Origin of the sequence: Rhizobium mongolense USDA 1844 (genome assembly GCF_000419765.1) — a bacterium.
Lineage (GTDB): Bacteria > Pseudomonadota > Alphaproteobacteria > Rhizobiales > Rhizobiaceae > Rhizobium > Rhizobium mongolense.
This window is the reverse complement of sequence record NZ_ATTQ01000026.1, coordinates 47,008-71,161: the sequence shown is the minus strand read 5'-3', so window position 1 is coordinate 71,161 and position 24,154 is coordinate 47,008. Positions and strand designations below refer to the sequence as shown.

The window sequence follows — 24,154 nt, the reverse complement described above, 5'->3', positions numbered from 1 at the left end:
GAACCGGCCAGATTTTCAATTTCGGAATAGGTATCTCCGGCAGCATCCCCGGTGTTGCCGGAGCTGTTCAACAGGCTGACCTTGAGGCCTGCGGTTGCGGTACCATAGGAGGCAGTGTCGACGCCGCTTCCGCCAACGAGCAGGTCGGCACCGGCACCTCCGCTCAACCAATCATTACCTGCACCGCCATCAAGTGAATCATTTCCGGCATTGCCCCAAAGGGTATTGACCATCTCGTTGCCGACCACTGTATCGTTTCCAGAGCCTGCCTGAACATTCTCGATCAACGACGACGGGTTGTTGTGATAAAGAAGCGCGTTGAAAATGTTACCGCGAGCATAGCCGTTATTCGGACCACCGTTCAGATCGGCCAGCTGGCCCTGGGAAAAGACCGAGTAGCCGCCTGGTCGCAGGTCGATTTTAAGGCGCGTGGTATAGGCGCTCAGATCATAGGTGTCGAGACCGCCGCCGTCCCAGATTGTTGCGAAGATCCTGTTTTCATCGGGCGTGATGGCCGCAACACCGTTGACATAGGTGACGCCTTCATTCGGCTTCCACTTATAGACGGTATTGCCACTATTTGTCGTGTAGTCCGCACCATACATTTCCTGTAGGGCGGCAATGTCGAGCATCATGAAGGTCTGTGGTGCGCCATTCTGCTCATAGTTGTAGCCACTCGTATCGTCTCCGATATACGTGCGGTAGGTCATAATCGTATATTCGATAGAATCGTAGGCGCTGGGCACAATCGTCGGGTTGATATCCGGTTCATGACCATGTTTCAGCCCGAGAGCATGACCCAGTTCGTGCGCCAACGTATGTCCCGCATAGTTGCCTAACTCCGGCAGGCGATAATCACTTTCTGTGCCTGCATATTCCGTCCCGAACCAGACATCGCCGCCCCAGCTATCTGTGCTTGGATAATAGGCCCCTGCAGTCGGGAGACTGGGGTGGGACGACTGTGCGAATCGCAGCGACGCGGTGTCCTCGTGCCCGATCGCAAAGTTGGCGTTAGTAAATCCCTCTACTGAGAAACCGTCATTGGCCGTGTTTCCATAGGATTGTTCCATAAGGAACAGAGCAGAAGACTTCTGCTGCGAGGAAATCGAAGAGAAACTGTAATCTTTCTCGCCATTATACGAGTACGATGTCGAGCTGGTGGGAAACGCATAGGTTATCGTTCCGTCCCACGCATAGCCGCTGATAAGCCCGTCAATTCTCTGATCTCCCGTCAAGCTTACGCTCTTTGTCGAAGTAACAACGCCCGTCATAGAATCCCGCCTGCTTATTCCACTCTACCGTGCGTTATGTCGGTTCACCTATCCATCCGCAAGAGGAAAAAATCGCGATGGCAATAGGCGACTTCACGGTCAAAGGAAAGAAGACTATAAACTTGTTAATAGTTTGGGAGTGGTTCGAATTTAGGAGGGCGTTAGCGGACGACGAACGTAGCCGATCCTGCCTCCTTGAGCGAATCAATGTCCGGCTCTACGACCCCGCCATCGCACGGTTCATCTCATCAGATGATTGGCATCCCACCGGGGTCGACACCACTATGCCGATAATGACCCGGTCAACAAATCCGATTGGAACGGCCGTCGATCCCAAGTCCGGCAAATACGGCGGCGAGAGAACAGGTGGCAAAGCTGCCTGGGTGGATTGCCGTGAGGACAAGTACTCCGGAGTATTTAGATCAACTTCAGTTTCGTGGCCAGAGCTGTTGCCTGTGGCAGTGTGCCCGCGTCTAGGCTTTACGAGCTTTATTCAAATGAGAGTTCACATTGCTGTAGGTCATATTCTCGATGGTAGCCATCGCTCTCATGGACTTGCCCTCGGCCGACCATTTCAAGAGTTGGACTTGTTTCAGCGTCAGTCGAATTCTCGATTCTGCGGTCGGATCAAACTCCGCTTGCTCAATCCTTGCATGAAGCTGTGCAACAGCCATTGCGGCGGCAACCTGATCTATCTCTTGAGCCAGGGAAATGGACGGTTTATGCGAAGCAACCGTCAACATTGACACGCGCCCGAATGCCGTTGCAACGGGAATGGTAATGCCAGATCGAATACCGAAGTCGGCGGCATCCGTATAAAATCGCCGGATCGGCTTTGACGCGCGCCTTTTTGAGGTTTCGGAGGACCAGACAAAAGTCCTCATCGTGGATTTGGCGATTGCGACGATAGGATCGACCTCGTCCAACTTATTCGTGAAATATCGCTCCTGCCAGTCGGCAGGATAGTTAGAAAAAGCAGACGTTCCGATCGGCTTAACATTCAGGTAGGCGTAATAGTCGAAACCGAACTCCCGGGTGAGGCCGGACAGCGCTTCCTTCAACATCTCGCGCGTGCGCGCTAAAGCCGAAATATCAATTAGCTTTTGAAGCCAGATCTTCATCTTCTGAACTCCCTGTATCATCCGCCAACAGACGTCCGCGTTGTCGACGGAAGTTGAAGTAGTGGAAACTGTAGGTCGCCCTCGATCAAAATGTCTTGACGATTAGCGGATCCGCAAAGACACCCTTGTCTGATCGAACTCCGCCTGTTCCGACTTCCGCGAGTAGGCCCGATATTCTTTTCCTTTTTCTGCGTTCTCGGCAACCGTAGATTTCAATGGGCTGTGCTAGGCCATTCGCAGATCTTCATCTTGAGCCGCTTACTCGCGTTGCCGATGCCAGCGATCGGGCTATCTCGACTATCTCGTCGCGATTCGCTGTAGGATCTTCCTTGTTCCAGGCGAGTCCCAAGCCAATTTTGAAGTTCATGTCCTGCACCTCACGAAGCAGAAACGATCGATTGGGCAGATCCTTCGTCCATTCCGGAACGAAGCCTACACCAATGCCTGCAGAAACCAACGAAACTAGCGAGAGCGTGTCGTCGCAGCTGCAGGCAACATTATCGAGAAGGCCATGCTTCCTGAACTGATCGAAGAAGAACTTTTCCGTGTAAGACAGATTGGAACGGGAAAAAGAAATGATCCTCTCTCGTTTCAGATCGCTCATTGTAACTTTCTCTGCCTCTGCCAGCGCGCTGCCAGCCGGTACTGCAAGGAAGTACCGTTCATTGGCGATGCTCTGCCAGCGCAGCGACCCGATGTTTTCAACCGGCCTGATGAAACCCAGATGCACACGACCTTTTTCGATGTCGCGGACAATCGCATCGGTGGAGCCGCTGCTGATATGGATCTGGATATCGGGAAATCGCTTACCCAGCTTGGTTAGAAACTGTGGGAGGACGCCGAATGTGGCGGGATAGATTGTGCCAATCGTGATCCTGTTGACATCCTTGCCGGCCACGGCTTGGACGATGGAGGAACTGTTTTCGACCTCTTGCAGGATACGGATGCACCGCTCGTAGAAGACTTCGCCGGCTTTCGACAGTTGGACTCTTCGGGTTGAGCGGATGAGAAGCTGAACGCCGAGCTCCTTTTCGAGCGTCTGGATTTGAAGGCTGAGGGCTGGTTGCGCCATGGACAACATTGCTGCCGCCCGGCCGAAGTGCAATTCCTCAGCTAACGTTGCGAAACATCTGATCTGACGCAGTTCCATTCGCGATCCTCGCTGCGCATGCCTCCGGTACCGGTCGTAATTCGGTTGCACGCCCTAGATCATCGATTAATACCGCCTGAAGATCAATCCCCGGTTTTTTAATACTGCATTTCCTATAATTTCCAGTAGTAGACGACGAATCGTCTTTGGCCTATCGATGGACCTATGCGATCGTCCTTGGAACATCTGCCGGAAGAAAAGCAGCGCGAGCTTTCCCGCGTCGTTGCGATCATCCATGAGGAGTTCGCCGATGCGCTTGCTGGCACGTCGGCCGCCTTCAAGAAGCGCGGCCGGATCCTGAAGATCATCCTGTTCGGCTCCTATGCTCGTGGCACCTGGGTCGACGAGCCGCATACAATGAAGGGCTACCGCTCCGACTACGACATTCTGGTGCTCGTCAATTCCAAGCAGCTGGCTGAGCCGCAATACTGGGACAAAGCTACCGACCGACTGATGTGGGAAAAAGATGTAAAGACGCCGGTCGGGCTGATCGTCCATGGTGCCAGGGAGGTGAACAACTTTTTGGCCGACGGCCAGTATTTCTTCGTCGACATCCTGCGTGAGGGCATCGTGCTCTACGAGCTTGACGACCGGCCGCTGGCCGAACCGAGAAAACTCTCCGCCGTCGATGCGTACAGAGTGGCGAGGGAACATTTCGAGAGGCAATACGAAAACGCCCAGCGTCTCCATAAACTCGCGCGGGTAGCGGCGTCTACCAATTGGGATAGTCAGGCGGCGTTTCTGCTCCACCAGGCTGTTGAAACTGCCTATTCCTGCCTGCTTCTCACCCTAACCAACTACAGCCCGCCGTCGCACAATTTGAAATTCCTTCGGGGACTGGCCGAAGATCAGGACCGCCGCTTGATCGACGCTTGGCCGCGCGACCAGCACCGCTATACCGCCTGGTACAACATCCTCAACGAAGCCTATGTGAAGGCGCGCTACTCGAAGCACTTCGAGATCACCGAAGAAGCGCTTGACTGGCTGCTTGAGCGAACGGAGCATCTCCATCAAACTGTCGCGGCCATCTGCAACCAGCATCTGGGCGAACTGGAGCCCGCAAGCGGTGGCAGCTGACCGCTGCGCCATAGGCGCGGCTTCCAGAAACAAACGGACAAGAATATTTTACTTCATCTCCAGCGGGAAATGATTTAGGATTCAACTTAGCCGACACGTAGGACGTATGTGCTTCCGGACAATGCGATTTCGACTCGCTGTGAAAACCGTCCGGCCACATTTTTCTTGCGCCGGGCTCTCACAGGAGAGTCTTCATGTCGAAGCTATTGGACCATAACCCAGACCCGTCATTCGGGGCGGATGTGCAGCATGACGTCGCGGTTGCGGCGGCCGTAGAACTCGCGATGGAATTTTACGGCTGCGATGCGGTAACCGCCGCGGCCAAGCGCGCCATCGAGGCAAGGCACCTCGATCGCGAAAGCCACTTCCGGTTCTGGGTGAATGTCTTCAAATCCCTAAAATCCCAACCGAATCTGATCGCGGACATCTGCCGTTCAGGCTGACAACGTGATTTGCAGAGCCGGCGTCAGGCACATGTGGTCGGGCGCCGATCTAATGGCTTACACGTACTTCGATGGTTCCGACCCACGGTTCCGTCTGCGTTGCTGCGCCGTCGCCCGGTGCAAAGGTAACGTTATTGATATGAAATTCGTATCAATGGCTGCAAAACAATATTGGAATTCCCCCAATCGCCCGGCGCATTGTCGCCGGATCGATCGACAACTATCAAAGGGAACGGCCATGAAATTTTCCATGCTCAGCGCGACTGCGCTCGTATCGCTGGCGTTGGCCACATCGGGCAGCGCCGAAACGCTTGTCGTCAACAGCTACGGCGGCCCCTACGAAAAGATCATTCGCGAACGGATTATTGAACCCTTCGAAGTCAAGTTCGGAATTGACGTCCTCTACGATGCGGTCGGCTCGGCGTCGCAAGACTACGCGAAGATCAAGGCCACCGGCGGACGGCCCGGCTTCGACGTCGTCGTCATGACCGCCTCCCAGTCTCTCGATGGATGCAAGGAAGGCCTCCTGGAGAAATTCACACCGGAGACAGTTCCCAATCTTGCACGCCTGTCGCCAGCGATTGCAGCCGTCGCCGGGCCCTGCGGCGCCGTTCACGAGGTGCAGTACCTCTCGCTGCTCTACCGCAAGGACAAGCTGCCGAAGGCGCCGGATTCCTGGTCCGCGCTTCTCGACGAAAACCTCAGAGGAAAGATCATCCTGCCGACCTTCCAGAACATCATGGCCGCCTACCTGATGGAGGTCCTCTCGGTCGCCAATGGCGGCGACCTGCTCGACAACGTCGAACCCGGCTTTGCCGCCATGGCAAAACTTGCCAAACAATCGATCGGTTTTGAACAGTCCTCCTCGGTCATGGAAACCTATATCAAGGACGGCCAGGTCTGGGCCATGCCTTTCTGGAATGGGCGGGCCCAGCTTCTGGCCGATAGCGGACTGCCCGTCGACTACGTTCTGCCGAAGGAAGGGTCGATTCCCCTTGTCGCCACTCTGAACATCCCCAAGGACGCCGAGAACCGGCAGGCGGCACTCAGGTTCGTGAATTTCTTTCTCGAAAAGACGAGCCAGGAGGCGTGGGTTACCGGTTACAAGGTCGGAAGCGCAAGGACGGATATCGACGTTCCCGCCGACATCCGCGCCAAGCAAATCACCACTGAGGCCGATCTGAAGGCGCTCCTCCTGCCCGATCTCGGGGCGGTCGCCACGCGCTTGTCAGCCTGGGGCAAACGCTGGGAACGCGACGTCGTCGCCGCAGCCGAGTGAGGTGGAACCATGGCGACGATTGCTCTCTCCACTCCGCAACGGCCAATACGCATCGCCTTTCCCTTCAAGGTGTTTCTGCCGTTATCACTGCCGTCGCTCGTGTTGCTCCTGTTCTTCGCAGCTCCAATGGGTCTAATGCTCGGCCTCAGCTTTCAGGACCAGGAGACCGGCACCTTCACGTTGGCGAGCTATGGCCGCTTCTTTAGCGACGAGCTTGTGCTTGCCGGCCTCGGACGCACCGTCGTGATGTCGGGGTTGGTCGCCATTTGCGTGACGATCCTGGCCTATCCCCTCGCCTACTATCTTGCACGCTCGACATCACGCTGGCGAACGCTTGTCTTTGCTCTTGCCATCGCCCCTGAGCTGGCAGGTGTGGTGCTTCGGACCTATGGCTGGCTTGTCATTCTCGAAGATCGGGGCTTTATCAATTCAGCATTGATTTGGACCGGACTGATATCCGAGCCCTTGCCTCTGTCGAAAAACCTGTTCGGTGTCGTGGTGGGGCTGACGCATGTGATCCTGCCGTTTAGCGTCCTTTCGCTGCTCACGAGCCTCCAGGGCATCAATCCAAATCTGGAAAGATCGGCTCAGATTCTTGGGGCCCCGAGACTTGCAGTCATCCGCCACATCGTCCTGCCGCTTTCTGTGCCGGGGATCGTAAGCTCGCTCCTGATCGCCTTTACAATGGCGGCAAGCGCCTACGCCACCCCGGCCCTCCTCGGCGGTGCTGCCTTCAAGGTCATGGCCACGATGGTCTACGAGCAGGTGCTCTTCTACATCGACTGGTCCTTTGCGGCGGTCATGGCCAACGTCCTTCTCGCCATGATGCTGGTTTCGGCTTTTGTCGGATCCAGGCTCGAATCCCGCCTTCAGCAGAAACTTCACCTGTAGTCTCGGGAGGCTTCAATGAACCGATTGCTCACCATTCTGTTCAGGGCATCGCTGATTGCAATTCTTGCTTTCATAACCTTGCCGCTCTTGGTCGTTGTCGCAGCGTCCTTCAGCCCTACATCGGCCGTCACCTTCTGGCCGGGCGATTGGACATTTCAGTGGTATCCGGCGCTCCTGGAGAGCCGCTGGCTTGATCCCTTTCTGCTCAGTGCAGAGCTCGCGATCATCGTCACTCTCGCAAGCGGTTTGCTGGGGATCCTTGCCGCCTACGGCGTCGCCTACCAGAAATGTCCGGGCCATGCTGCCATCATGTCGTTCCTGCTGTCGCCGATGGCTGTGCCGCAGATCGTCAAGGGTGTTGCGATTGTTCTCTTCCTTTCGTCGGCCGGCCTTTACAAGCTGCTCGGGACACCGGGGCTCGTCATGGCACACATCGTCCTCACCATGCCATATGTCGTGCGCATGGCGGCGACCGCGATGTTCAATTTCGACAAGCGGCTAGATCGGGCCGCCTGCATTCTTGGCGCGGGTCCGGTCCAACGGATCAGATTTGTTCTTCTGCCGCTGATCCGCTCCGGCCTGTTCTCAGGTATGACCTTCGCCTTCATCATTTCGTTCAATAATATACCGTTGTCTGTCTTTCTCGTGAGACCCGGACAGACAACGCTCCCGATCGCCGTCATCAATCATCTCGAATACAGCCTGGACCCGGTGCTCGCGGCCGTGAACGTCGCATCACTCCTCTTCGTCCTCGGCACGATCATCCTTTTCGAAAAGATCGGCGGTTTCTCCGCGCATTTCCATGGGGGTAGCAAATGAGTAGCAACGATATCGAGCTTCTTTCTGTCAGCAAGCAATTCGGTGCCAACTGCATCGTCGACGACATCAATCTTGCCGTTCCGAAAGGCAAGTTCGTCAGCATCCTCGGCCCCTCCGGATGCGGAAAGACAACGACATTGAATATGATCGCCGGATTCGAAAATCCCTCGAGCGGAGAGATCCGCATCCGGGGTCGCAACCAGGCAGGCGTCCGGCCGGAGGCTCGAAAGATCGGGCTCGTCTTCCAGAACTACGCGCTGTTCCCACACATGACGGTCGCGGAAAATGTCGGTTTTGGCCTCAAAATGCAGGGCAAACCACGCGAAGACATCTCTGAGGAAGTCGCACGCGCCTTGAAAAGCGTTCATCTCGAGGGCTTCGAAAAGCGCTATCCGAAAGAGCTGTCGGGCGGTCAGCAGCAGAGAGTGGCGGTCGCCCGTGCCATTGCGCCGTCTCCCTCTGTCCTGCTTCTCGACGAACCGCTTTCCAACCTCGATTTGAAGCTTCGCGAGGCCATGCGTGTCGAGTTGAAGGAAATCCAGCAAGAGCTCGGCATGACCTTCGTCTATGTCACGCATGACCAGGAAGAGGCGATGGCGATGTCTGATCGGATCATCGTCATGCAAGGCGGCGTCGTGGCGCAGGAAGGTTCGCCGGCGGACATCTACAATCAACCGAGAACATCCTTTGTGGCGGACTTCATAGGCAAGTCCAATATCCTGCCGGTTTCGGGTCTGGATGACACTGCAATCGATGACGCGTGCGTGCATGTATTGCTCGGAGAAGCAAACCTCCCGATCATCGCCGCTTGGCCGCAGGACCTCGTTCCGGGCAAGGCACGGTTCTGTTGCATAAGGCCCGAGGCAGTCAGGCTTGCAGATGCTGCAGGCGCCATGGATGGGCCCGTGAACCTCCTGACGGCATCCGTCCAGAAGGTCGTCAACCTCGGCGCCTATCTGGAGGCCTGGTTGTCCGTGAATGATGAGACGACGTTAAAATCCATGATCCGCTCCACGCGCTTGGACATGCTTTCTGTTGGCAGTCGCGTTGAACTTGCCATTGCCCATTCCGCGGTCCAGTTGCTCGAGCAATAGCTCAATTAATAACAATCCAATATCAATATGCAATTATTGATATTGGAAATCTCATCGAACCCTTGGCTAGACTTCATGCGATCCCAAGTCCGGGATCTCTTAAAGGAGGCACAAGAATGCTCACCAGAACGAAGGTTTCCGCGGTCCAGAACTCTAACAATGTCTGCGCCGACATCGTTGGGTTCGACTTCTCCGACTACGACGACAAAGACATTGCCGCAGTCCGGTCATACTGGCTGCAATACGGCGTTGTCCGCTTTCGTGCAGCCCACATTACCGATCAACAGCAGGTGGATTTTTCCCGTCATTTCGGCGACTTCGTCATCCATCCGAAGCAGTTGCAGGAAGGCGGACACCCTACGCATCGTGAGATCCTGGTAATCAGCAATGTGATGAGGGACGGCAAGCCAAGCGGCGCGCTCGGCAACAGCGAAGCAACCTGGCATACCGATACCTGGTTCTACGAACGTCCGCCGGCAGGAGCAATCCTCAGAGCGATCGAAGTCCCTCCTTCCGGAGGCGATACATATTTTCTGTCGACCTACCGTGCTTACGAAACGCTTCCCGACGAACTGCGCAAGGCTATCGATGGACGCCAGATCTTCTTCCAGAACGTCTATGACAAAACGGGCAAACTGCGCCTTGGAAAATCCGAGCCGAAGAGCCGTGATTTTCGCGAGTGGAACGGCGTCGTCCATCCCCTGGTCCGCACCCACGGCGAGACCGGACGCAAGGCTCTCTACCTCGGCGGCACGTCCGAAGGATCCTGGATCGTCGGCATGCCGCTCGACGAGAGCAGCGATCTGACCACAAAGCTCTGGGAACACGCGACCGGTAGTGCCGCCGAAGTCTTCATCCAGAAATGGGAGGTGGGCGACATCATGATGTGGGACAACCGCTGCACGATGCACCGGCGCGACTCCTTCGATCCGAACACCATCCGCATCATGCATCGGACGACGACCGCCGGCGAACGTCCGATCTGACGCACAATGATAGAGACGATCGGAGTTTTGTCGAATGACTGAACCATACCGGATGAGAACGCGGCCAAAGGCCATTCCGCAATCATTGCGAACCCTCCTTGCGGATGTCGAAACCGCAACCATCGGCCATTTCGAATATGTCGGATTCATCGGCGCGCTTATCACCCCCGTCTTTCCGGCAAAGGCGATTGGAACGGCGATCACGGTGGCCGCGCCCGGCCGCGATGGAACCGTCATCTACAAAGCCATCGATCTGCTTACCCCGGGAGATGCTCTCGTCATCTCCCGGGTTGATCAGGACGACGTAGCCTGCGTCGGCGGCGGTGTCGTGGCAGCCGCCCGCGCGCGCGGAGCTGTCGCCGTCATCGTCGATGGTCCCTGCACGGACATCGAAGAGATTCGGGCCAGCAAGTTTCCAGTCTGGTGCCGCGGCGTCTCGTCCAAGACAACGAGCCGCCGGCACCAGATCGGCGGCGCCATCAACGTCCCAATTGCGTGCGGTGGTGCAGCCGTCCTGCCAGGCTACGCAGTCCTCGCTGATCAAGAGGGCGTCTTCGTTGCCGAACCCTCGCATATGCGCCGCGTCGCCGACTTTGCTCTCAAACGACAACGGCATTCGCTTCAGCTGCGACCCCATCTTGAGGCCGGCCATTCCATCTTTGATTTGGACCAGTTCGTATCATGAAAATTTCCCTCATCCAGATGAACTCCCAGCCCGACCGCGATCTCAACCTGCACGCTGCCGAGACCCTGATGCACCAGGCAATGGAACGCGACAGACCGGACCTCATGGTGCTTCCGGAGCATTTCGACTGGTCCGGAGGAACCGCTGCAGAGAAGCTCGCCGCGGCCGACGACATGCCGGGCGGCAAGGCCTATCGGATGCTGCAGGAATTCGCGGCTCGAGAACAGATCTGGATTCACGGCGGAAGTCTGCTCGAAAGGATCGGAGGAAGTTCAAAGATATATAACACGACGCTTGTTTTCGACCCGGAGGGTCGGGAGGTCGGACGCTACCGCAAAATCCATCTGTTCGACATCGAAGCGCCGGATGGCAAGATCTATCGTGAATCCGAGACAGTGGCCCCTGGCGATAGACTCTTCATCTACGAAGCGCACGGATACAGGATCGGCTGCGCCATCTGTTACGATCTTCGTTTCCCACGACTCTTTGATGCGCTTTCGAGTGCGGGTGTCGATGTCGTCATTCTACCAGCAGCCTTTACGTTGCAAACAGGTAAGGACCATTGGGAAGTACTCTGCCGTGCGCGTTCTATCGAACTCCAGGCCTATTTCGTCGCCTGCGGACAATCGGGTGGCTATGTCGCAGCGAATGGGGAACGGCGTTTCACCTATGGCAATTCGCTTGTCTGTGATCCCTGGGGCCAAGTGATCGCCCGAGCGGCCGACCAGGTCGGCATACTTGCTACTCACATCGATCGGGCTCGCATTACGACGGTCCGGCAGCTCATTCCGACCGCATCGCACAGGACAAACTTCGAAGGATTGGCCCGAACGTCCCTCGATCGCAATATCGCCGGTTCGTGCAGTTGTTCCTCCTATACCGGCAGGCGACGGGGCGGTGCTCCAAATTCTTGTAGTGGCGAGACGACGAGACACCCGTAGACTTCGCCGTAGCCATCGTCCGTCCGCCCAACCGGATAAAAAACCATGACTCCCTCAATAGCCCAAAGGATCGGCGAATATATCGCCGCGGAATCTTTCTCGCGTCTTCCGCCGGAGGTCATTCACAAGAGCAAGCTTTGCATAATGGATTCGATTGGCTGCCTGTTCGGCGCGCGTAATCTGCCAGTCTCCCGCATGATGGACAGCTTTTTTACTGGTAACCATGCGGCTGGCCCCGGTGTCCGGTTACTTCGATCCCGCGATGGCTGCCTTTCGCAAGGCGTCACTTATCAATGCACTCGACTTCGATGATATCTACGAGAAGGGCCACCCCGGCGCCACCGTCATCGCAGCCGCGTTGTCGATGGCCGCCCATAGGGAGTGTTCTGGTACGGACCTTCTTGAGGCGGTCGTCGTCGGTTACGAGGTCAGCTGTCGTGTGGGGATCTCGCTGCTTCATCGAGCGCCCAGAAAGACAATACACGGACATGGGACATGGCAGGTATTCGGGGCGACTGCAACGGCTGCGAAGTTGATGCGGCTTGACGCAAGACAAGCGGCGCAAGCAATCGCGATCGCCGCGGTCAATGCACCAGTCGCCTCGGTCATGAAGACCGTCTACGGCAAAAACCCATCAATGGCGAAAAACAACTTCGGGGCAGCGGCGCAGACAGGCGTCAACGCGGCGAGGCGTGCTGCGGCGGGCTTCGAGGGGCCATTGGATGTCTTCGAAGGCCCGACGGGGTACTGGCGTATGGCCGGGGCCGACGAGTGCGATTTCGGCAAATTGACCAGTGGCTTCGGTTCGATCTACGAAATCTCTAGGGTCGGGTTCAAACCTTTCAGCTGTTGCCGGCTTATCCAGAGCAGCGTGCAGGCGTGCCGCGACGTCTTCACAATGGCCAGAGTTGATGCTGCCGCCGGCGAGCATATCAAGCTGGTTGTCACGGCACCTCCAATCGTTTGTGAACCGCCATTCAGCACTGCGCGACCGAAAAACATGTGGGCGGCGCAGTTCAGCGCGCCCCATGCCATTGCGATGGCAGTCCTTGGCGTCGAACCTGGTCCGGATTGGTTCGCGGACGACTCGCTGCGTCACGATATCGCTGGGAGTCTTCAAGACATCATCGAATTTATGCCTCATTCGGCGCACGACTTATCTCGCGAGCCGCATGCAGCAAGTGCTTGCTTGCACCTTCACGATGGACGAGTACTCGAAAAGCATGTCCCGTTTGCTGAGGGGGAGGCTACCAACCCTATTCGAGTCGGCTCTCGAAACAAAGTTCCGGCGGCTCACGAGCTCGGCAGTTGGAGATAGCGCCTCTTTTGAAATATTGGATAATTTGCAGAACCTAAAGAGCGCTACGTCCGTTCAGCCGTTGGTCCGCTTCGTCTCAGGAGCCGTTTAAGGGGCGCAACCGCATAGCGGGTGGATGCTTATAAGTCGCCAGTCAGGCGACGCGATCGGTTCCGCAGATGCGGCTGAAAAGCGGACAGGTTGTTTAGCATCAGACGATTGGCACGCAGCAATATGCCTATTCTGCGGAGACGCCGGCTAACCGACTCCTCCGAGGGCTGACCTTGCCCCGGCAACGGCATTGTGAACTGCGACGGTGCCAGCCGGCGTTAGGACAGGAGTGGCATTTTCCTCTTCAGCGCCGGCTAGTTCAGACGGCTCTGTGCCATTTTCTGCGCAACAATGAGGATCCGCAGGATTAAGAAAGTTTAATAGTGCAACTTCGCGTGCCTTTCTTTCTCCACACAAGCATCCCTCCGACAACAAAAACATGTCCCGATCTTTCCTTTAACGGCCACCACCGAAGTGCGAGATTCCCATAGCCACATCTGTTGGATGTGGGACCCCAACGGAGGATAGCGATGGAGACCGTAGCCGGATATTTTACGCACACTGAAATGGCATGTCTCGGCGTCCGCCTCAATGTGGATAATCTTCACAAGGCCGCCAAAGAGGCTTGGTCCGACATGCGCCTCGGACGGGCACACGGCCTGAAGTCCGTTCTGTCCTTCAGTGAAGCCGACCTTTGGAAGCAACCGGAGTTTCAGCCCTATCGTGACGAACTCAAGGGCGAGCGATTGGGCTGGAAGCTCTCTGCGCTCTCGAGCGTCGGAGGCCGGTATGCGGCGGTCAAAGTCGTCGGCGCCAATGCAATAAACCGCCGCTTTGGAAGGCCCCGTTCTGCCTCGACGATCATCCTCCTCGACAGCTTCACGCTGCGTCCCCTTTGCGTGATGGATGGGACGGAAATCTCCGCAGCACGAACCGCAACCTATGCCTCGGTCGCCCTCGAGCGCTTCTTCTCAAAGGAAAACGACCTATCCGTATTTCTCTTTGGAGCAGGGCCAATTGCCGAGGAAATCGTCAAGGCGCTTGGCTACTTCGGAAAGGATATTATCTCGACGATCTACGTGCGCAGCCGATCGGAAGCTTCCGCGCAGCGGCTTGTCGAAAAACATGGACCTACCGCCGGAGTTCCGCTTGAGGCTGCTTCGGACAATCGCAAGCTGCGGGATTGCCGCTTCGTAATCACCGCCTCCAATGCCAGCGCGCCGGTCTTCGCAGCGCCGGATATATTCGCGAATGCCGTTCTTCTGCATCTTGGCGGAGACGAAACGCCTGTCGACCACATTCAAACGGTTCTTCGCTCAGGTCTCGCAGTCTGCGACGACGTTTCCATGGTATCCCGGCGCAACTCGCAAAGCCTTGCGCTCTATTTCTCGCGGATGGGCGCAACGCTGGAACAACTTGGCCCTTTCCTCGGAATCACGGGCTTTAAAGACGTCGCTGATGTTGAAGAAGTGCCGGACCGCCCGATCCTAATCACCTGCGTCGGTCTGCCGATGCTCGACCTCTATGTCGCCGCCCACGTCTACGAAACCTGGCTCCGGCCCGGCGCTGGCGCAGCGCCATCCTCCGGCAGGCCCGTTCGCGGGTAAGTGGAAACTGTGATGCGCGGAGGCACAAATGTATACGACGCAGATCCTGGCAGATCATCTGATGACCTATCCGTCCGCCGCGTTGCCCGCCGAAGCGAGACAAAGCGCCCTTTGCTGCATTCTGGACGCGGTGACTGCAGCAGTGGTCGGAAGCGAGATCGGCGGTGCACAGGTGGCGCGCGCGATCGCCCGGCAAGAATTTGGAGTCGGCCGCGCACCGATTTGGTTTACCGGTGAAAGCCTGGGGACAACGGCTGCGGCCTTCTGCAACGCCGCCTCGGCATCCACGCTCGATTTCGACGACGGTCATCGCGGCGCGCGCGGTCATCCTGGTGCAGCCGTCGTACCCGTTGCTTTGTCGGTCGCTGGTGAGACCGATGCGCCCGCCGACGAAATCCTAGCCGCCGTTGCTCTCGGATATGAGGCCGGTATCCGTATTGCTGTCGCGCAAAATCCGGATGCCATAAGGAGCCGGCAATCTGGACGCTGGACAGGGTATGGCGCCGTGGCCGCGGCCGGGCGTCTCTACGGCACCGGTCCGGCAGCACTCGCCCAGGCTCTTTCGATTGCCGGAGTACTGGCCCCGAACCAGGAGGCAAACGGAAGCTCGGGCTACGCGAAATGCACTGGAAATGACGTCAAGGAAGGCATCCCGTGGAGCGTGACAACCGGGCTCCTTGCATTGCAGCTCGCGGAGCGGGGATTTACAGGCCCGCTGGATCTGCTCGATCACCATTCACATTTCGATCCGTTGGTCATCGCTGCAAGCTTTGAGCAACCGATGGAAATCTCGAATGTCTATTTCAAACCATACTCCTGCTGCCGCTACATCCATCCTGCTCTTGACGCCCTTTCGGCGGCCTGCCGCCGTATAGACTTAACGCCAGAGAAGATCGTTTCAGTAGACGTGCATACGTTTCAGTGGGCGCTTCGGCTTGCCAATTCTGTCTCGCCGAAGACCTTGACCGATATCCAATACAGCCTCCCCTATTGCATCGCGATTGCCGCCATCGATGGAATTGCGGCACTTGCGCCGATTGGCGAGGCCCAACTCGCCAGACCAGATCTATGCGACTTCGCCCGAAAGGTGCATTTGTTGGTCGACCACGACATCGACAGGCGCTTCCCCACGGAAACGCTCGCATATTTGAGCGTGCACACAAGCGATGGTCCGACAGTGACCTCTGACGTCACGGCGCCACGCGGCGACAAGGCGCGACCGATGGATTGGGATGAGCTCGTCGACAAGTTTCGCGGAGCGACCCGGAAAAAACTCTCTCCTAAGGCGCAACGCACTATTCTGAACGGGCTTTCGGCAATGAACAGAGGAGACGCCGCTCCTTTCCTCCAATGCCTGCGTATGCCGTTAATTCAGTGAAATCGTTCGCGCCTTCAGTCGGCAACGTCCGCCGGCGGCTTTCGTTGCCATCTATCGCTCCATCAAAGAAAGGTTAACGTTAAGGTAACGTCGAGTGCTTCTTCGTTGTCGCTTGCAGCGATTTGTGCTGACACTCCTCTTAGAGCCCAAACTTGAATCAAATTAAGCTGGTATCCGATCTTTGGTTGAATTGGTGTTTCTCGATCGAGACCGAATATCGAGAGATCAGAGGTGATTTCGACCACCCAGACGATGCAGGCTCTCGCCGAACCGGCCGAACTGCGAAGCCCTGGCCCACAAACCATCGATGGCTCTCGTCGAGGTCCGCGATGCTACTCAGAATGCGAAAGATGCAGACGTCGAAGTCTTTCGTAAGCCGCATTGCCGCCCAATCGACCTGTGAAAGATCGGGTCTGGCTTTCCAGCGTTCTCCCTTTTTCAGGCAAGTGCGCACGTCAGGAAATCTTTTAATTGAATCTCGATAGCCGGCACCTGCCTGAGGAAGGTCGTACGCCGCCGCCCGTTCATAAGGAAAGGAAAATCTTTCTCGTTCGATAGTCGATGATAGGCAATGTCGGCCGCATTGACAGGTGAACCAAGGATCATCACTCCTACAGACGTGGCCCCAAAAGGCTCTTTCGCGGGAGCTTAATTCGCTTGATCATATGTCTTTCCGCATTTCTGCGCGTTTTAACCTTCAACAAAATCCCGTCTCATTGAACACCAAAGACTGGTTTCTTAAGTATAGCCATCAAATAATCCATGTTTATTGATGTTTACTCTCTTTCCACCGTCACTTGAAAATCTTCTAATCTTCTTCCTTTATAATAAGCTATAAATCCGAATGCATACGGAGTGTATATGTACGGAATAGTTGCCTCTACTGTGTTCCATTTTATTTTGCATTTCGGATTTACTTTATAACATACGAATCCTAGCGTATGCCCATCGGGACCTAGCCGAGAATAAGGTGACTTCACGAGTTTCATATCGAATTGAGAAAGCCATGCTCTGATTTTGTCTTCGCTTTGAAGGTCTTCAATGATCCGAAAAAAGCACACCCAAAGGTCGCTTTTTTCGTTAAACGCCTGCCAATATGGTTCCAAGACGAGTTTGGATTTTGGATCGATGCAGCTCTGCACCGTCGACCATTCTGAGATTGAGTGAGCCAAGTCCGGCTCGCCGCTCGCTTCGGCAACCCGAACAATGTCGCTAGTTTGTGATGCCAGGGTCAGCTCGCTACCAGGCAGAGAAAGTGTGAAAACAATCGCTGCGGCGACGCGGACAGCTGTTAACTGATTGAAAATGTTCCCCACGGGCGTACCTGAAGGCGTGATGTCGGCATTATCCATGTCGTCCCACTCTACACATAAGACATGGTGGAGGGGGCCACTTATTCACTCCAGGTTGCTGTGCTTTCAATGCAATCTCAAGAGAAATTTTTCCGGGATACTAGTTTTACGAGATATGTGGATAGCAGATCATAACCCAAGTGCCGTGATGCCTAGACGCCAATGTCGCGAGCTTGCTGATGTCCATCCGTTTGAAATTCGTGATCCCGCGTGTATTTCCCGCATCACGAGTATCGGCGGGAATATGCCGGAATGATCACGGAATATCACAAACCGCAGATACCAGACCCATACCCCAGTTTGCTTCCAGGTCTGGTCCAAGTTTTTGTCAAATAAAGACTTTTTGAAATTATTGATACTGGTCAGCACCAAGCTTTGTTTAGGTTCTTCCGTCAGACTGGCACGCCGTTCCTGACAGCAACGCGGCCATCGATTACGACATGCCGGACCCGACTAAGGTTCACGTGGTCAACCACGGTCAAATCCGCGCGCTTGCCTTTTTCTATCAGCCCCCGATCCCCTGCCATTTGCGGGAAGACGGCCGCGACGTTCCCGGTGGCAAGCGCTACCGCTGCTGGGGCCGAGAGCTGCTCCTTTCTTACCATCCGGTGAATCGCCTCGAGGATGCCATCCCAATGACCACCCGCGAAGTCAGTCGAAATCGTATCCACGCAACCACCGTCGATGAGCGCATCTAGGTTGGCGGCGTCATTGCGCCACTGCGTGCTAATACAGTCCAGTGTAGAAACGTCTATAACAGCACCCTTGCTTCGCAAGTCGAGGGCAATCGAAACGGCCTCATCCGGCAAGAAGCTCGGATGATTGCTGTGTCCGGCGACGATCCGTGCGTTTGGATGTTTTTCAACAACCGCGCTCAACCGTTTTGCAGATGGCGCTGCGTTGTGGAAAATCGCGGGGTAGCCGACCCGCTCCGCCTCCTCAGCGATCTCATCGAAACCGTCGAGGGAAAGCGCGACGGATGGCATTACGGAGCGTGTGATGATCTCGCGGATGCGCTCAGTTGTGACATGCGGGGACAGGCCGGCACGATCCAACTCATCCTCCAGCACCGACTCCGACATTCCACCGGCTTGATCGAGAAAGCGGCCGAGAACAGCATCCTTCAGGCGCCTCGCCGTTTCAGGTGTCGCCTCTATCCCAGTCTCCCGCAGGACCGCTTCCGGAATGAACCTGTAATCCTGTGCCCCGCCGCCCAATGTCTGCCCGCCGCCAACCTCTCCAAGGGCGACCGCGCCGGACGCAAGCATTTCATCGATCGTCGCACTCAGGTGCGGCACTGACAGGCCTCTGCCGTCCACTGCAAGGGCCGCCTGGATGTTCTTGAGCGTATGTGCCGTGGACACGCGAATATCGATTTGATGGCGGACGCCGTCAGAATAGACCTCATCGGCCATTGCCAGACCACAGACATTCAAAAGAGTAGTTGTCCCTTGAAGAAGATGCCGATTGCGAAAATAGGCGATGTCGTCTGCACTGAGCGGCGGCGAGCCGCTCGGCATCGACGGCCCGCAAATGCATCCATGCGCATGTGCATTGATGATGCCTGGTATGACGATGCAGCCTGTCGCATCAATGATTGTTCGCGCCGCGATTTCGTCGCTGGTCCCAGCACTCCCAATGTGGATATCTGCAATCCTCCCGTCCTTGATGTAGACGGTCGCTCTTTTGTGAAACGCCTTGCCATCGCCGGTGATGAGGGCTCCATTGCGGATAACGATATCCATGAAGAATGCTCCTTTTTAAGGGCCATAATGCAGCGTTAGCCGTCGGTGTCCTCGCCCGACCGATCCGCCGCCTCGTGCGGATCATCCAGGCGAGAGGCGTCCAGCATGTATCCGGATGACCTGACCGTCCGGATCACATCGGAGCCGCCTGCCACATTCAACGCCTTGCGCAGGCGGCCGACATGCACATTGACCGTCTTGGCATCAACGTAGCGCCGCTCCGGCCAACCAGCTTCGATGAGTTGTGCGCGGCTGCAAGCTTGCTCACGGTTCTCCATCAAGAATTGCAGCAAGCGGAATTCGATTGGTCCGAGATGAACGCTGATCCCAAAGCGCCTGACACTGTGCCGGACAGTATTCAGTTCAATTCCCGCATAGGCGAGAATGCGTCCATCGCCCGCCGAAGGATGCGAGCCGGACTGGAACAGAACCCGGTTCCGCAGAAATCCGAGCAGCTTGGCTGGCGCAATCGGCCTGACGAAATTCTCATCGATTCCAGCCTTCAGCAGATCGATGAAGCGGCCCTCCGCACCCGGCCCGACCAGGGCGACCGTCATGATTCCTACGGTCTGTGGCTCCTGTTTCAGCCTCAGGCACGTCTCTGGCGCAAGGGTTTCGCCGGAGCGACAATCGAGAAGGATCGCATCGACGTGATTTTCGCGCGCGAGATGGACAATCTCCTCCACGCCCGAGCCCAAGGTCACGTCGTATCCTTCGGCTTCCAAAATGTGGACAAGCAACAGGTAGTAGTCCGCGTCGGTTGAACCGATGAGGATCTGAGGCCTCCTCGACGTCAATTCTCTCTCCCTTGGCACCACTTTCCAATCGACAAACCCACAGTACGTGGCGAAACGCAGAGCGCCCTCTATTCCCACTCCGAAAACACTCGAGTCATAAGCCTCGCGTCATGCCGCGACTTCATCGCCCTTTCCAAGTGCCGATCGGTACCCGACGGGGCGAAGGCGTTCGAAACTTTCCGCGTTTGCAGGAAGGGTTCCCGCAACGGCAACGGTATTTCCAATCGGACACGGCACGCCAAGACGCTGCATTGGCCAGCCGGCACGCTTGAGAATCCGTTCGAAACGCAAGTCGGTCGCCGTGACGATCTCATGAAAGCCGTTTGCGATCGACCATTCGATGATGCCTGCAAACATCATGAGTGTTGTCTTGTGTAGGAAGCCGCCTGTATGATTTTTGGCGAGGGACGTATCGACGCAGAAACGTGAGCTTTCGACCATGCGCGCATGCACGTCGAGACTGTGCGATGACAGCAGTTGCGGGAAGGTGTTGGCGAGCATTGTCGGCCCCATCGCGGGAAGAAGCCTGGCACAACCGGCAACCTTGCCAGCCGACGATACGGCAAGGATGTAAGTGGGATCGAGTTGGTCGTACTCGTCAGCCTCATGGCCGTCCCTGACCTCTACATCCCAATTCAGTCTGTCGCGAAAGACTCGAGTACGCAGCCTGTGCATCGAATCGATCAGCTCAGCAAACTCGCCGTAAGCGGTCGCTCGGACAGCCAATATCTGCATGAGAAGCTCCGATTACAAATTGGTTCGCTGCATATTGGATACCAATCTCCTTCCTTAGGCGACTAATAGAATTAGCAGTCGAGTGCGCCGGCAAAGTGTGCACTGAGTTAGGCCGACGGTTGCATCAAGGCCCCGATCCAGCGGTCTTTGGAGGCATGGGCTGTTTCAGCGAGTCAAGGAGGTAAACGTCTGGTGGAAACGAGAGCGCGGTCGACAATTAGAGCCGAAACCTATGGGCATGCCGCCGAGAGCTGCGTCTTGGCGTCGAACCCGTGCTACCTCATTGAGCGGATTTCCCTGCCGATCTCCCATCTCGCCCGGAGGGTCAGTGGCAACGAGGCGGAACAGACACTAACCTTCGACGAAGGCAAGGCAATCGTCCGGGTCTTCGAGGGAGGCCTCCTGTTATGGGTCGGTGCGAGCAATCTCGTCGTCCGCCATGCTCTTCAGCTGCTGCTTGAGAGTGGTCTCTTTCTTACGACGTCGGATGAGCGGGTGGTGATGTCTTGGTATCGAAGTGTCGGCAAGCCCTTTGCGGTGATCGAGGGGCTGCTGTTTGCAACGCCTCGCGACGGTGCCAGATGCAATACGCATCTGCGATGATCTTGATCGCCGTCTGGAAGAGAACCTACCTTCTAGATACCGTAATCGACGACCACCAGAAGCGAGAGCGCAGAGATTATCAGCAATGCACCAATAACCGCGATCATCAATTTAGCACTGTACGACTGCCATTCCATTCGCCATATCCTCAAATTGAGCGACGTTGTAGCGCTAGGAAAGACTGAGGGCCACCGGCTAAAGGGCGATATTCCGTCGCAGGGTTAACCGTAGTTGTTTCCACGTCGCCAGCGCTCACAGAAATACTACGCTTGGACCGATGCCTAGCTAGCGACATCTCCTTTGCCGGGTGATGATGACGCGAAAATCGCGGTCTCGCCAAAGGGAATCGGACGTCGTCGGTATATGCGCGACATCTCAGGGCCGTTCGATCCCGATAGGCACGTAAGTTGCCAAGAAAACCTTCAACTCTTCAGTCAACGCTGTCAGAACCGACCGACCCTTGGACCGTAGATAGACAAGAATTTGTAATGCCAAATCCAGCGGTTGTTGATTTGAAGAAGGAGGGTGCCGGTGCGGAAGATCGCCACTGGCACTACGAAAACTAAAACCAACAGGCCTACCAATAACGGCGTGCCTCCGGTACCTCTTAAATTGGAATTTACTTTAGACACGCTTGATCTCATTGATTGTGATCTCTCAATGATGCAATGGAGCAGGTGATGACTTCCGCCAGTGTCGAATGCGCCAGAACCTCCATCACAGATCGCGCCCCATTCAGCGACGTCGTCCCGGAAAAGGTGACATCGATGGACAAGCGGACACGCAAGGCGGAAGAGGTGTTGCGGCTGGAGACCGCGGGAAAGTCGGCGGACTGCATTGCCGAAGAGCTTGGATTGAGCCGCGCAAGCGTACTAAGGGTATTCCGGTTCGTCGAGCGCGCTTCGGCAGCATAACCGGGCGGGAAAGGTGCGCCATACGGATCGAGTTATGAGCATCTGTTTTAGCCGGATTTCTCCAATCGCTTTAAGCTTTTCTCCCGGTGCTTTCGGCATGGATTTAATCGATAGCAAGACATGGTGTCATGATATCCGAGACGTACGACCACCGACGTTGATCGCCCACTCGACGAGGTCTTTCAGCGCCTGGAATCCCTTGGGTGCCTAAATCAGCGCCGTTCAGACGTAAAATCAACGTGCGAGGATCATCGGCATATTTCTGACGAAGCATTGTCTCAATCAACCGCAGTTGTCGCTTGGCATTTCTTCCTCAATTTGTGTGCTTGAGGCGGCAACCTGCCAATATGATGTCGGTCGTTAAACGAGACCGGCCCGCCGTAATCTTACCACGAAAGCAAATTTGCGATGAAGCGAGGATATGCTTGGTGCAGAAAAATCAGGTTATCGAGCTGTTCCCAATTGATGTCACCGTCCTGACGAGACCGCAATTCTGACTGGTGAATTCCGCCCATTACCAGCACGGCGTCAATTCGCGAGCGGTTTGCGCCGAGGACATCGGTGTTCAATGCGTCCCCTATGCCAACTACGGAAGACGGCGGCAGCGCCAGAACGCCGAGTGCCTTTGCATAAGCCTGCTGATGCGGCTTTCCGAAATACCATGCCTTTCCGCCGATGGCCTCGTAGCGTGCGGCAATCGCGCCAGCGCATTCCAGGTGCCGGTCACCGATCAGCACCTGCAGATCAGGATTGGCGCAGATCATGGGCAGGCGGCGCTCGTGGCAGGCATGTAGCAGCGCCTCCCTTTCGGCAAGGGTTTGCTCCTCGAGCGTCCCGGTGACCAACACGAAGTCGGCGCTATTCACTGCCGTGACGGCGCGTTTGCCTGTTCCCGCCATTAATTTCGACAGCACTCTCGGACCCATATGATAAAAACGTCTTCCCAATTGCAGGCGCCCGCCGCTTTCAGTTCCAGACAGGGCTTCGAAGACCAATTCACCAGACGTAATCAACCCGTCATAGAGCCCGTCGGTAATCCCCATCCCGACGAGGTGGTCGGATACCTCCTGTTTGCGGCGCGGCGAGTTCGACAAGAGAACGACCCGTTTGCCGCGCGCGATAAGCTGAGCAAGACAGTCGATTGCTCCGGCAAAAGCCGTTTCGCCATTGTGGACGACGCCGAACAAATCGATGATGAAACCGTCGTAGGCTTCAGAAAGCTCAGAAATGCCCCTGAGAAAAATTGGCCTAGCGAATGCCATCGCGCTTTGCGTCCTCATGTTGTTTGCCTGAGCCTGATGGTTGCCGCCACTCGGCAAGAAGGTATGACGTGGTTGTACAAAGGCCCAGAGCGCCGCTCAGAACAGTTCGATTTTCGGACGATCGTTACAGCCATACCCATAACGGTGAAAGCGGCGCTTCCAACGTCGTGATCAATGCGACCTGAGCGCTTGGCAGGTTTCGAGCCCCAACGCTGAAGAGGATCGGGCCAAGCGCCATTTGAAACAGCCGAAACACGTATCGTGCCGGATATTCGGCGATAATTCCGGCACGGCTAATGTCCTGATCAACCCCTGGAACCAATAGCGCGTCACGACATTCTCTTTCCACGAAACAAGGAGATCCAAATGACATACAATCCTAAAAACTCAAACCGTGATCCCGACCTTAGGACCACCCCGGTTGATTATCGCCGCACGAACTGGGTCGCATGGATTGCAGCGGTAGGATTGATTGCGATTGGCGCTTTCGCTCTCACCCAGTGGTCTAGCGGACCCGACACCGATCCAGAGACCACAGCTTCGACCAGCAAATCCGAGCCCGCGCTGGCTCCAGCAACCCCGGCCGCGCCGACAGACAATAATGCCGCGCCTGCTCCCGTCACGCCGCCTGCAGGAACGACGCAACAATAAGATTG

Annotated in this window: 23 protein-coding genes and 1 pseudogene; 16 read left to right on the top strand and 8 right to left on the bottom strand. The window is 56.2% G+C overall.

Going from position 1 to position 24,154, the window contains the following annotated elements:
- The 3 genes from A3C3_RS0131765 to A3C3_RS0131755 all read right to left on the bottom strand — a co-directional run.
- On the bottom strand, nucleotides 1-1,271 hold a 1,271-nt coding region (locus A3C3_RS0131765), incomplete at its 3' end, for a M10 family metallopeptidase (RefSeq protein WP_028740171.1).
- A 473-nt stretch (nucleotides 1,272-1,744) separates the two neighbouring features.
- Nucleotides 1,745-2,392 (bottom strand): autoinducer binding domain-containing protein, encoded by a 648-nt coding sequence (locus A3C3_RS41895; protein WP_245278817.1) that lies wholly within the window; start codon nucleotides 2,390-2,392, stop codon nucleotides 1,745-1,747.
- A gap of 244 nt (nucleotides 2,393-2,636) precedes the next feature.
- Nucleotides 2,637-3,542, bottom strand: coding sequence for a LysR family transcriptional regulator (locus A3C3_RS0131755; protein WP_022718587.1), 906 nt, complete (start codon nucleotides 3,540-3,542; stop codon nucleotides 2,637-2,639).
- Between the two features lie 165 nt (nucleotides 3,543-3,707).
- On the opposite strand from A3C3_RS0131755, the gene A3C3_RS0131750 reads away from it, so the two are divergent.
- From A3C3_RS0131750 to A3C3_RS0131695, 13 genes and pseudogenes are all read left to right on the top strand, one after another.
- Nucleotides 3,708-4,619, top strand: a complete 912-nt coding sequence (locus A3C3_RS0131750) for a nucleotidyltransferase and HEPN domain-containing protein (RefSeq protein ID WP_022718586.1) — start codon at nucleotides 3,708-3,710, stop codon at nucleotides 4,617-4,619.
- Nucleotides 4,620-4,813: 194 nt separating this feature from the next.
- Nucleotides 4,814-5,062, top strand: a complete 249-nt coding sequence (locus A3C3_RS39785; RefSeq protein WP_022718585.1) for a hypothetical protein — start codon at nucleotides 4,814-4,816, stop codon at nucleotides 5,060-5,062.
- Nucleotides 5,063-5,300: 238 nt separating this feature from the next.
- Nucleotides 5,301-6,341, top strand: coding sequence for an ABC transporter substrate-binding protein (locus A3C3_RS0131740; protein WP_022718584.1), 1,041 nt, complete (start codon nucleotides 5,301-5,303; stop codon nucleotides 6,339-6,341).
- A gap of 9 nt (nucleotides 6,342-6,350) precedes the next feature.
- Nucleotides 6,351-7,232: an ABC transporter permease gene (locus tag A3C3_RS0131735; RefSeq protein ID WP_022718583.1), complete on the top strand. Its 882-nt coding sequence runs from the start codon at nucleotides 6,351-6,353 to the stop codon at nucleotides 7,230-7,232.
- A 15-nt stretch (nucleotides 7,233-7,247) separates the two neighbouring features.
- Entirely contained in the window at nucleotides 7,248-8,051 is an 804-nt protein-coding gene (locus tag A3C3_RS0131730) for an ABC transporter permease (RefSeq protein WP_022718582.1), read from the top strand.
- On the top strand, nucleotides 8,048-9,145 hold the full coding sequence (locus tag A3C3_RS0131725) for an ABC transporter ATP-binding protein (RefSeq protein ID WP_022718581.1): 1,098 nt from the start codon (nucleotides 8,048-8,050) through the stop codon (nucleotides 9,143-9,145). Before A3C3_RS0131730 ends, A3C3_RS0131725 begins: the two co-directional genes overlap by 4 nt.
- 116 nt (nucleotides 9,146-9,261) lie before the next feature.
- Nucleotides 9,262-10,131, top strand: coding sequence for a TauD/TfdA dioxygenase family protein (locus A3C3_RS0131720; RefSeq protein ID WP_022718580.1), 870 nt, complete (start codon nucleotides 9,262-9,264; stop codon nucleotides 10,129-10,131).
- A 34-nt stretch (nucleotides 10,132-10,165) separates the two neighbouring features.
- Complete coding sequence (locus tag A3C3_RS0131715) at nucleotides 10,166-10,816, top strand: RraA family protein (protein ID WP_028740170.1); 651 nt, start codon at nucleotides 10,166-10,168, stop codon at nucleotides 10,814-10,816.
- Nucleotides 10,813-11,757, top strand: a complete 945-nt coding sequence (locus A3C3_RS39780; protein WP_022718578.1) for a carbon-nitrogen hydrolase family protein — start codon at nucleotides 10,813-10,815, stop codon at nucleotides 11,755-11,757. Before A3C3_RS0131715 ends, A3C3_RS39780 begins: the two co-directional genes overlap by 4 nt.
- A 45-nt stretch (nucleotides 11,758-11,802) precedes the next feature.
- Nucleotides 11,803-12,454 (top strand): annotated as a pseudogene (locus A3C3_RS48705) (MmgE/PrpD family protein); the annotation flags it as partial.
- A 57-nt stretch (nucleotides 12,455-12,511) separates the two neighbouring features.
- A complete protein-coding gene (locus A3C3_RS48700; protein ID WP_376774947.1) occupies nucleotides 12,512-13,075 on the top strand; it encodes an MmgE/PrpD family protein in 564 nt (187 codons plus the stop codon).
- Nucleotides 13,076-13,635: 560 nt separating this feature from the next.
- Nucleotides 13,636-14,712, top strand: coding sequence for an ornithine cyclodeaminase (locus A3C3_RS39770; RefSeq protein WP_022718575.1), 1,077 nt, complete (start codon nucleotides 13,636-13,638; stop codon nucleotides 14,710-14,712).
- Nucleotides 14,713-14,740: 28 nt separating this feature from the next.
- Nucleotides 14,741-16,090, top strand: a complete 1,350-nt coding sequence (locus A3C3_RS0131695) for an MmgE/PrpD family protein (protein WP_022718574.1) — start codon at nucleotides 14,741-14,743, stop codon at nucleotides 16,088-16,090.
- Nucleotides 16,091-16,866: 776 nt separating this feature from the next.
- Here A3C3_RS0131695 and A3C3_RS0131685 read toward each other — a convergent pair.
- The 4 genes from A3C3_RS0131685 to traI all read right to left on the bottom strand — a co-directional run bounded on the left by A3C3_RS0131685 (nucleotide 16,867) and on the right by traI (nucleotide 20,719).
- Nucleotides 16,867-17,442 carry a hypothetical protein gene (locus A3C3_RS0131685; RefSeq protein ID WP_022718572.1) on the bottom strand — a complete coding sequence of 192 codons (576 nt, stop codon included), beginning with the start codon at nucleotides 17,440-17,442 and terminating at the stop codon, nucleotides 16,867-16,869.
- A 392-nt stretch (nucleotides 17,443-17,834) separates the two neighbouring features.
- Nucleotides 17,835-19,187 (bottom strand): amidohydrolase family protein, encoded by a 1,353-nt coding sequence (locus A3C3_RS0131680; RefSeq protein WP_022718571.1) that lies wholly within the window; start codon nucleotides 19,185-19,187, stop codon nucleotides 17,835-17,837.
- A gap of 35 nt (nucleotides 19,188-19,222) precedes the next feature.
- Nucleotides 19,223-19,984, bottom strand: a complete 762-nt coding sequence (locus tag A3C3_RS39765) for a response regulator transcription factor (protein WP_022718570.1) — start codon at nucleotides 19,982-19,984, stop codon at nucleotides 19,223-19,225.
- Nucleotides 19,985-20,092: 108 nt separating this feature from the next.
- Nucleotides 20,093-20,719 carry an acyl-homoserine-lactone synthase gene (gene traI, locus A3C3_RS0131670; protein WP_022718569.1) on the bottom strand — a complete coding sequence of 209 codons (627 nt, stop codon included), beginning with the start codon at nucleotides 20,717-20,719 and terminating at the stop codon, nucleotides 20,093-20,095.
- 192 nt (nucleotides 20,720-20,911) lie between these two features.
- Between traI and rctB the strand changes: the two genes are divergently transcribed.
- Entirely contained in the window at nucleotides 20,912-21,322 is a 411-nt protein-coding gene (rctB, locus tag A3C3_RS0131665) for an SMa0974 family conjugal transfer regulator (protein ID WP_022718568.1), read from the top strand.
- 680 nt (nucleotides 21,323-22,002) lie between these two features.
- The gene (locus A3C3_RS0131655; RefSeq protein WP_022718566.1) at nucleotides 22,003-22,236 is read left to right on the top strand and encodes a helix-turn-helix domain-containing protein; all 234 of its coding nucleotides are present in this window, start codon (nucleotides 22,003-22,005) and stop codon (nucleotides 22,234-22,236) included.
- A 386-nt stretch (nucleotides 22,237-22,622) separates the two neighbouring features.
- Here A3C3_RS0131655 and A3C3_RS39760 read toward each other — a convergent pair whose 3' ends face one another.
- Nucleotides 22,623-23,498, bottom strand: a complete 876-nt coding sequence (locus tag A3C3_RS39760; protein ID WP_167521956.1) for a TIGR01459 family HAD-type hydrolase — start codon at nucleotides 23,496-23,498, stop codon at nucleotides 22,623-22,625.
- 366 nt (nucleotides 23,499-23,864) lie between these two features.
- On the opposite strand from A3C3_RS39760, the gene A3C3_RS47430 reads away from it, so the two are divergent.
- Entirely contained in the window at nucleotides 23,865-24,149 is a 285-nt protein-coding gene (locus A3C3_RS47430) for a hypothetical protein (protein WP_084797080.1), read from the top strand.
- The last annotated feature ends 5 nt before the right edge of the window (nucleotides 24,150-24,154 follow it).

What these genes read in the sequence shown, in the direction of transcription:
- A3C3_RS39770 (WP_022718575.1), top strand. Translation starts at nt 13,636, where the DNA reads ATGGAGACCGTAGCCGGATATTTTACGCACACTGAAATGGCATGTCTC.
- A3C3_RS0131720 (WP_022718580.1), top strand. Translation starts at nt 9,262, where the DNA reads ATGCTCACCAGAACGAAGGTTTCCGCGGTCCAGAACTCTAACAATGTC.
- A3C3_RS0131695 (WP_022718574.1), top strand. Translation starts at nt 14,741, where the DNA reads ATGTATACGACGCAGATCCTGGCAGATCATCTGATGACCTATCCGTCC.
- A3C3_RS48700 (WP_376774947.1), top strand. Translation starts at nt 12,512, where the DNA reads ATGGCCGGGGCCGACGAGTGCGATTTCGGCAAATTGACCAGTGGCTTC.
- A3C3_RS0131680 (WP_022718571.1), bottom strand. Translation starts at nt 19,187, where the DNA reads ATGGATATCGTTATCCGCAATGGAGCCCTCATCACCGGCGATGGCAAG.
- traI (WP_022718569.1), bottom strand. Translation starts at nt 20,719, where the DNA reads ATGCAGATATTGGCTGTCCGAGCGACCGCTTACGGCGAGTTTGCTGAG.
- A3C3_RS39760 (WP_167521956.1), bottom strand. Translation starts at nt 23,498, where the DNA reads ATGGCATTCGCTAGGCCAATTTTTCTCAGGGGCATTTCTGAGCTTTCT.
- A3C3_RS0131715 (WP_028740170.1), top strand. Translation starts at nt 10,166, where the DNA reads ATGACTGAACCATACCGGATGAGAACGCGGCCAAAGGCCATTCCGCAA.
- A3C3_RS39780 (WP_022718578.1), top strand. Translation starts at nt 10,813, where the DNA reads ATGAAAATTTCCCTCATCCAGATGAACTCCCAGCCCGACCGCGATCTC.
- A3C3_RS0131740 (WP_022718584.1), top strand. Translation starts at nt 5,301, where the DNA reads ATGAAATTTTCCATGCTCAGCGCGACTGCGCTCGTATCGCTGGCGTTG.
- A3C3_RS0131755 (WP_022718587.1), bottom strand. Translation starts at nt 3,542, where the DNA reads ATGGAACTGCGTCAGATCAGATGTTTCGCAACGTTAGCTGAGGAATTG.
- A3C3_RS0131685 (WP_022718572.1), bottom strand. Translation starts at nt 17,442, where the DNA reads ATGGATAATGCCGACATCACGCCTTCAGGTACGCCCGTGGGGAACATT.
- A3C3_RS47430 (WP_084797080.1), top strand. Translation starts at nt 23,865, where the DNA reads ATGACATACAATCCTAAAAACTCAAACCGTGATCCCGACCTTAGGACC.
- A3C3_RS0131730 (WP_022718582.1), top strand. Translation starts at nt 7,248, where the DNA reads ATGAACCGATTGCTCACCATTCTGTTCAGGGCATCGCTGATTGCAATT.
- A3C3_RS41895 (WP_245278817.1), bottom strand. Translation starts at nt 2,392, where the DNA reads ATGAAGATCTGGCTTCAAAAGCTAATTGATATTTCGGCTTTAGCGCGC.
- A3C3_RS0131735 (WP_022718583.1), top strand. Translation starts at nt 6,351, where the DNA reads ATGGCGACGATTGCTCTCTCCACTCCGCAACGGCCAATACGCATCGCC.
- A3C3_RS0131725 (WP_022718581.1), top strand. Translation starts at nt 8,048, where the DNA reads ATGAGTAGCAACGATATCGAGCTTCTTTCTGTCAGCAAGCAATTCGGT.
- A3C3_RS0131750 (WP_022718586.1), top strand. Translation starts at nt 3,708, where the DNA reads ATGCGATCGTCCTTGGAACATCTGCCGGAAGAAAAGCAGCGCGAGCTT.
- A3C3_RS39785 (WP_022718585.1), top strand. Translation starts at nt 4,814, where the DNA reads ATGTCGAAGCTATTGGACCATAACCCAGACCCGTCATTCGGGGCGGAT.
- A3C3_RS0131655 (WP_022718566.1), top strand. Translation starts at nt 22,003, where the DNA reads ATGACTTCCGCCAGTGTCGAATGCGCCAGAACCTCCATCACAGATCGC.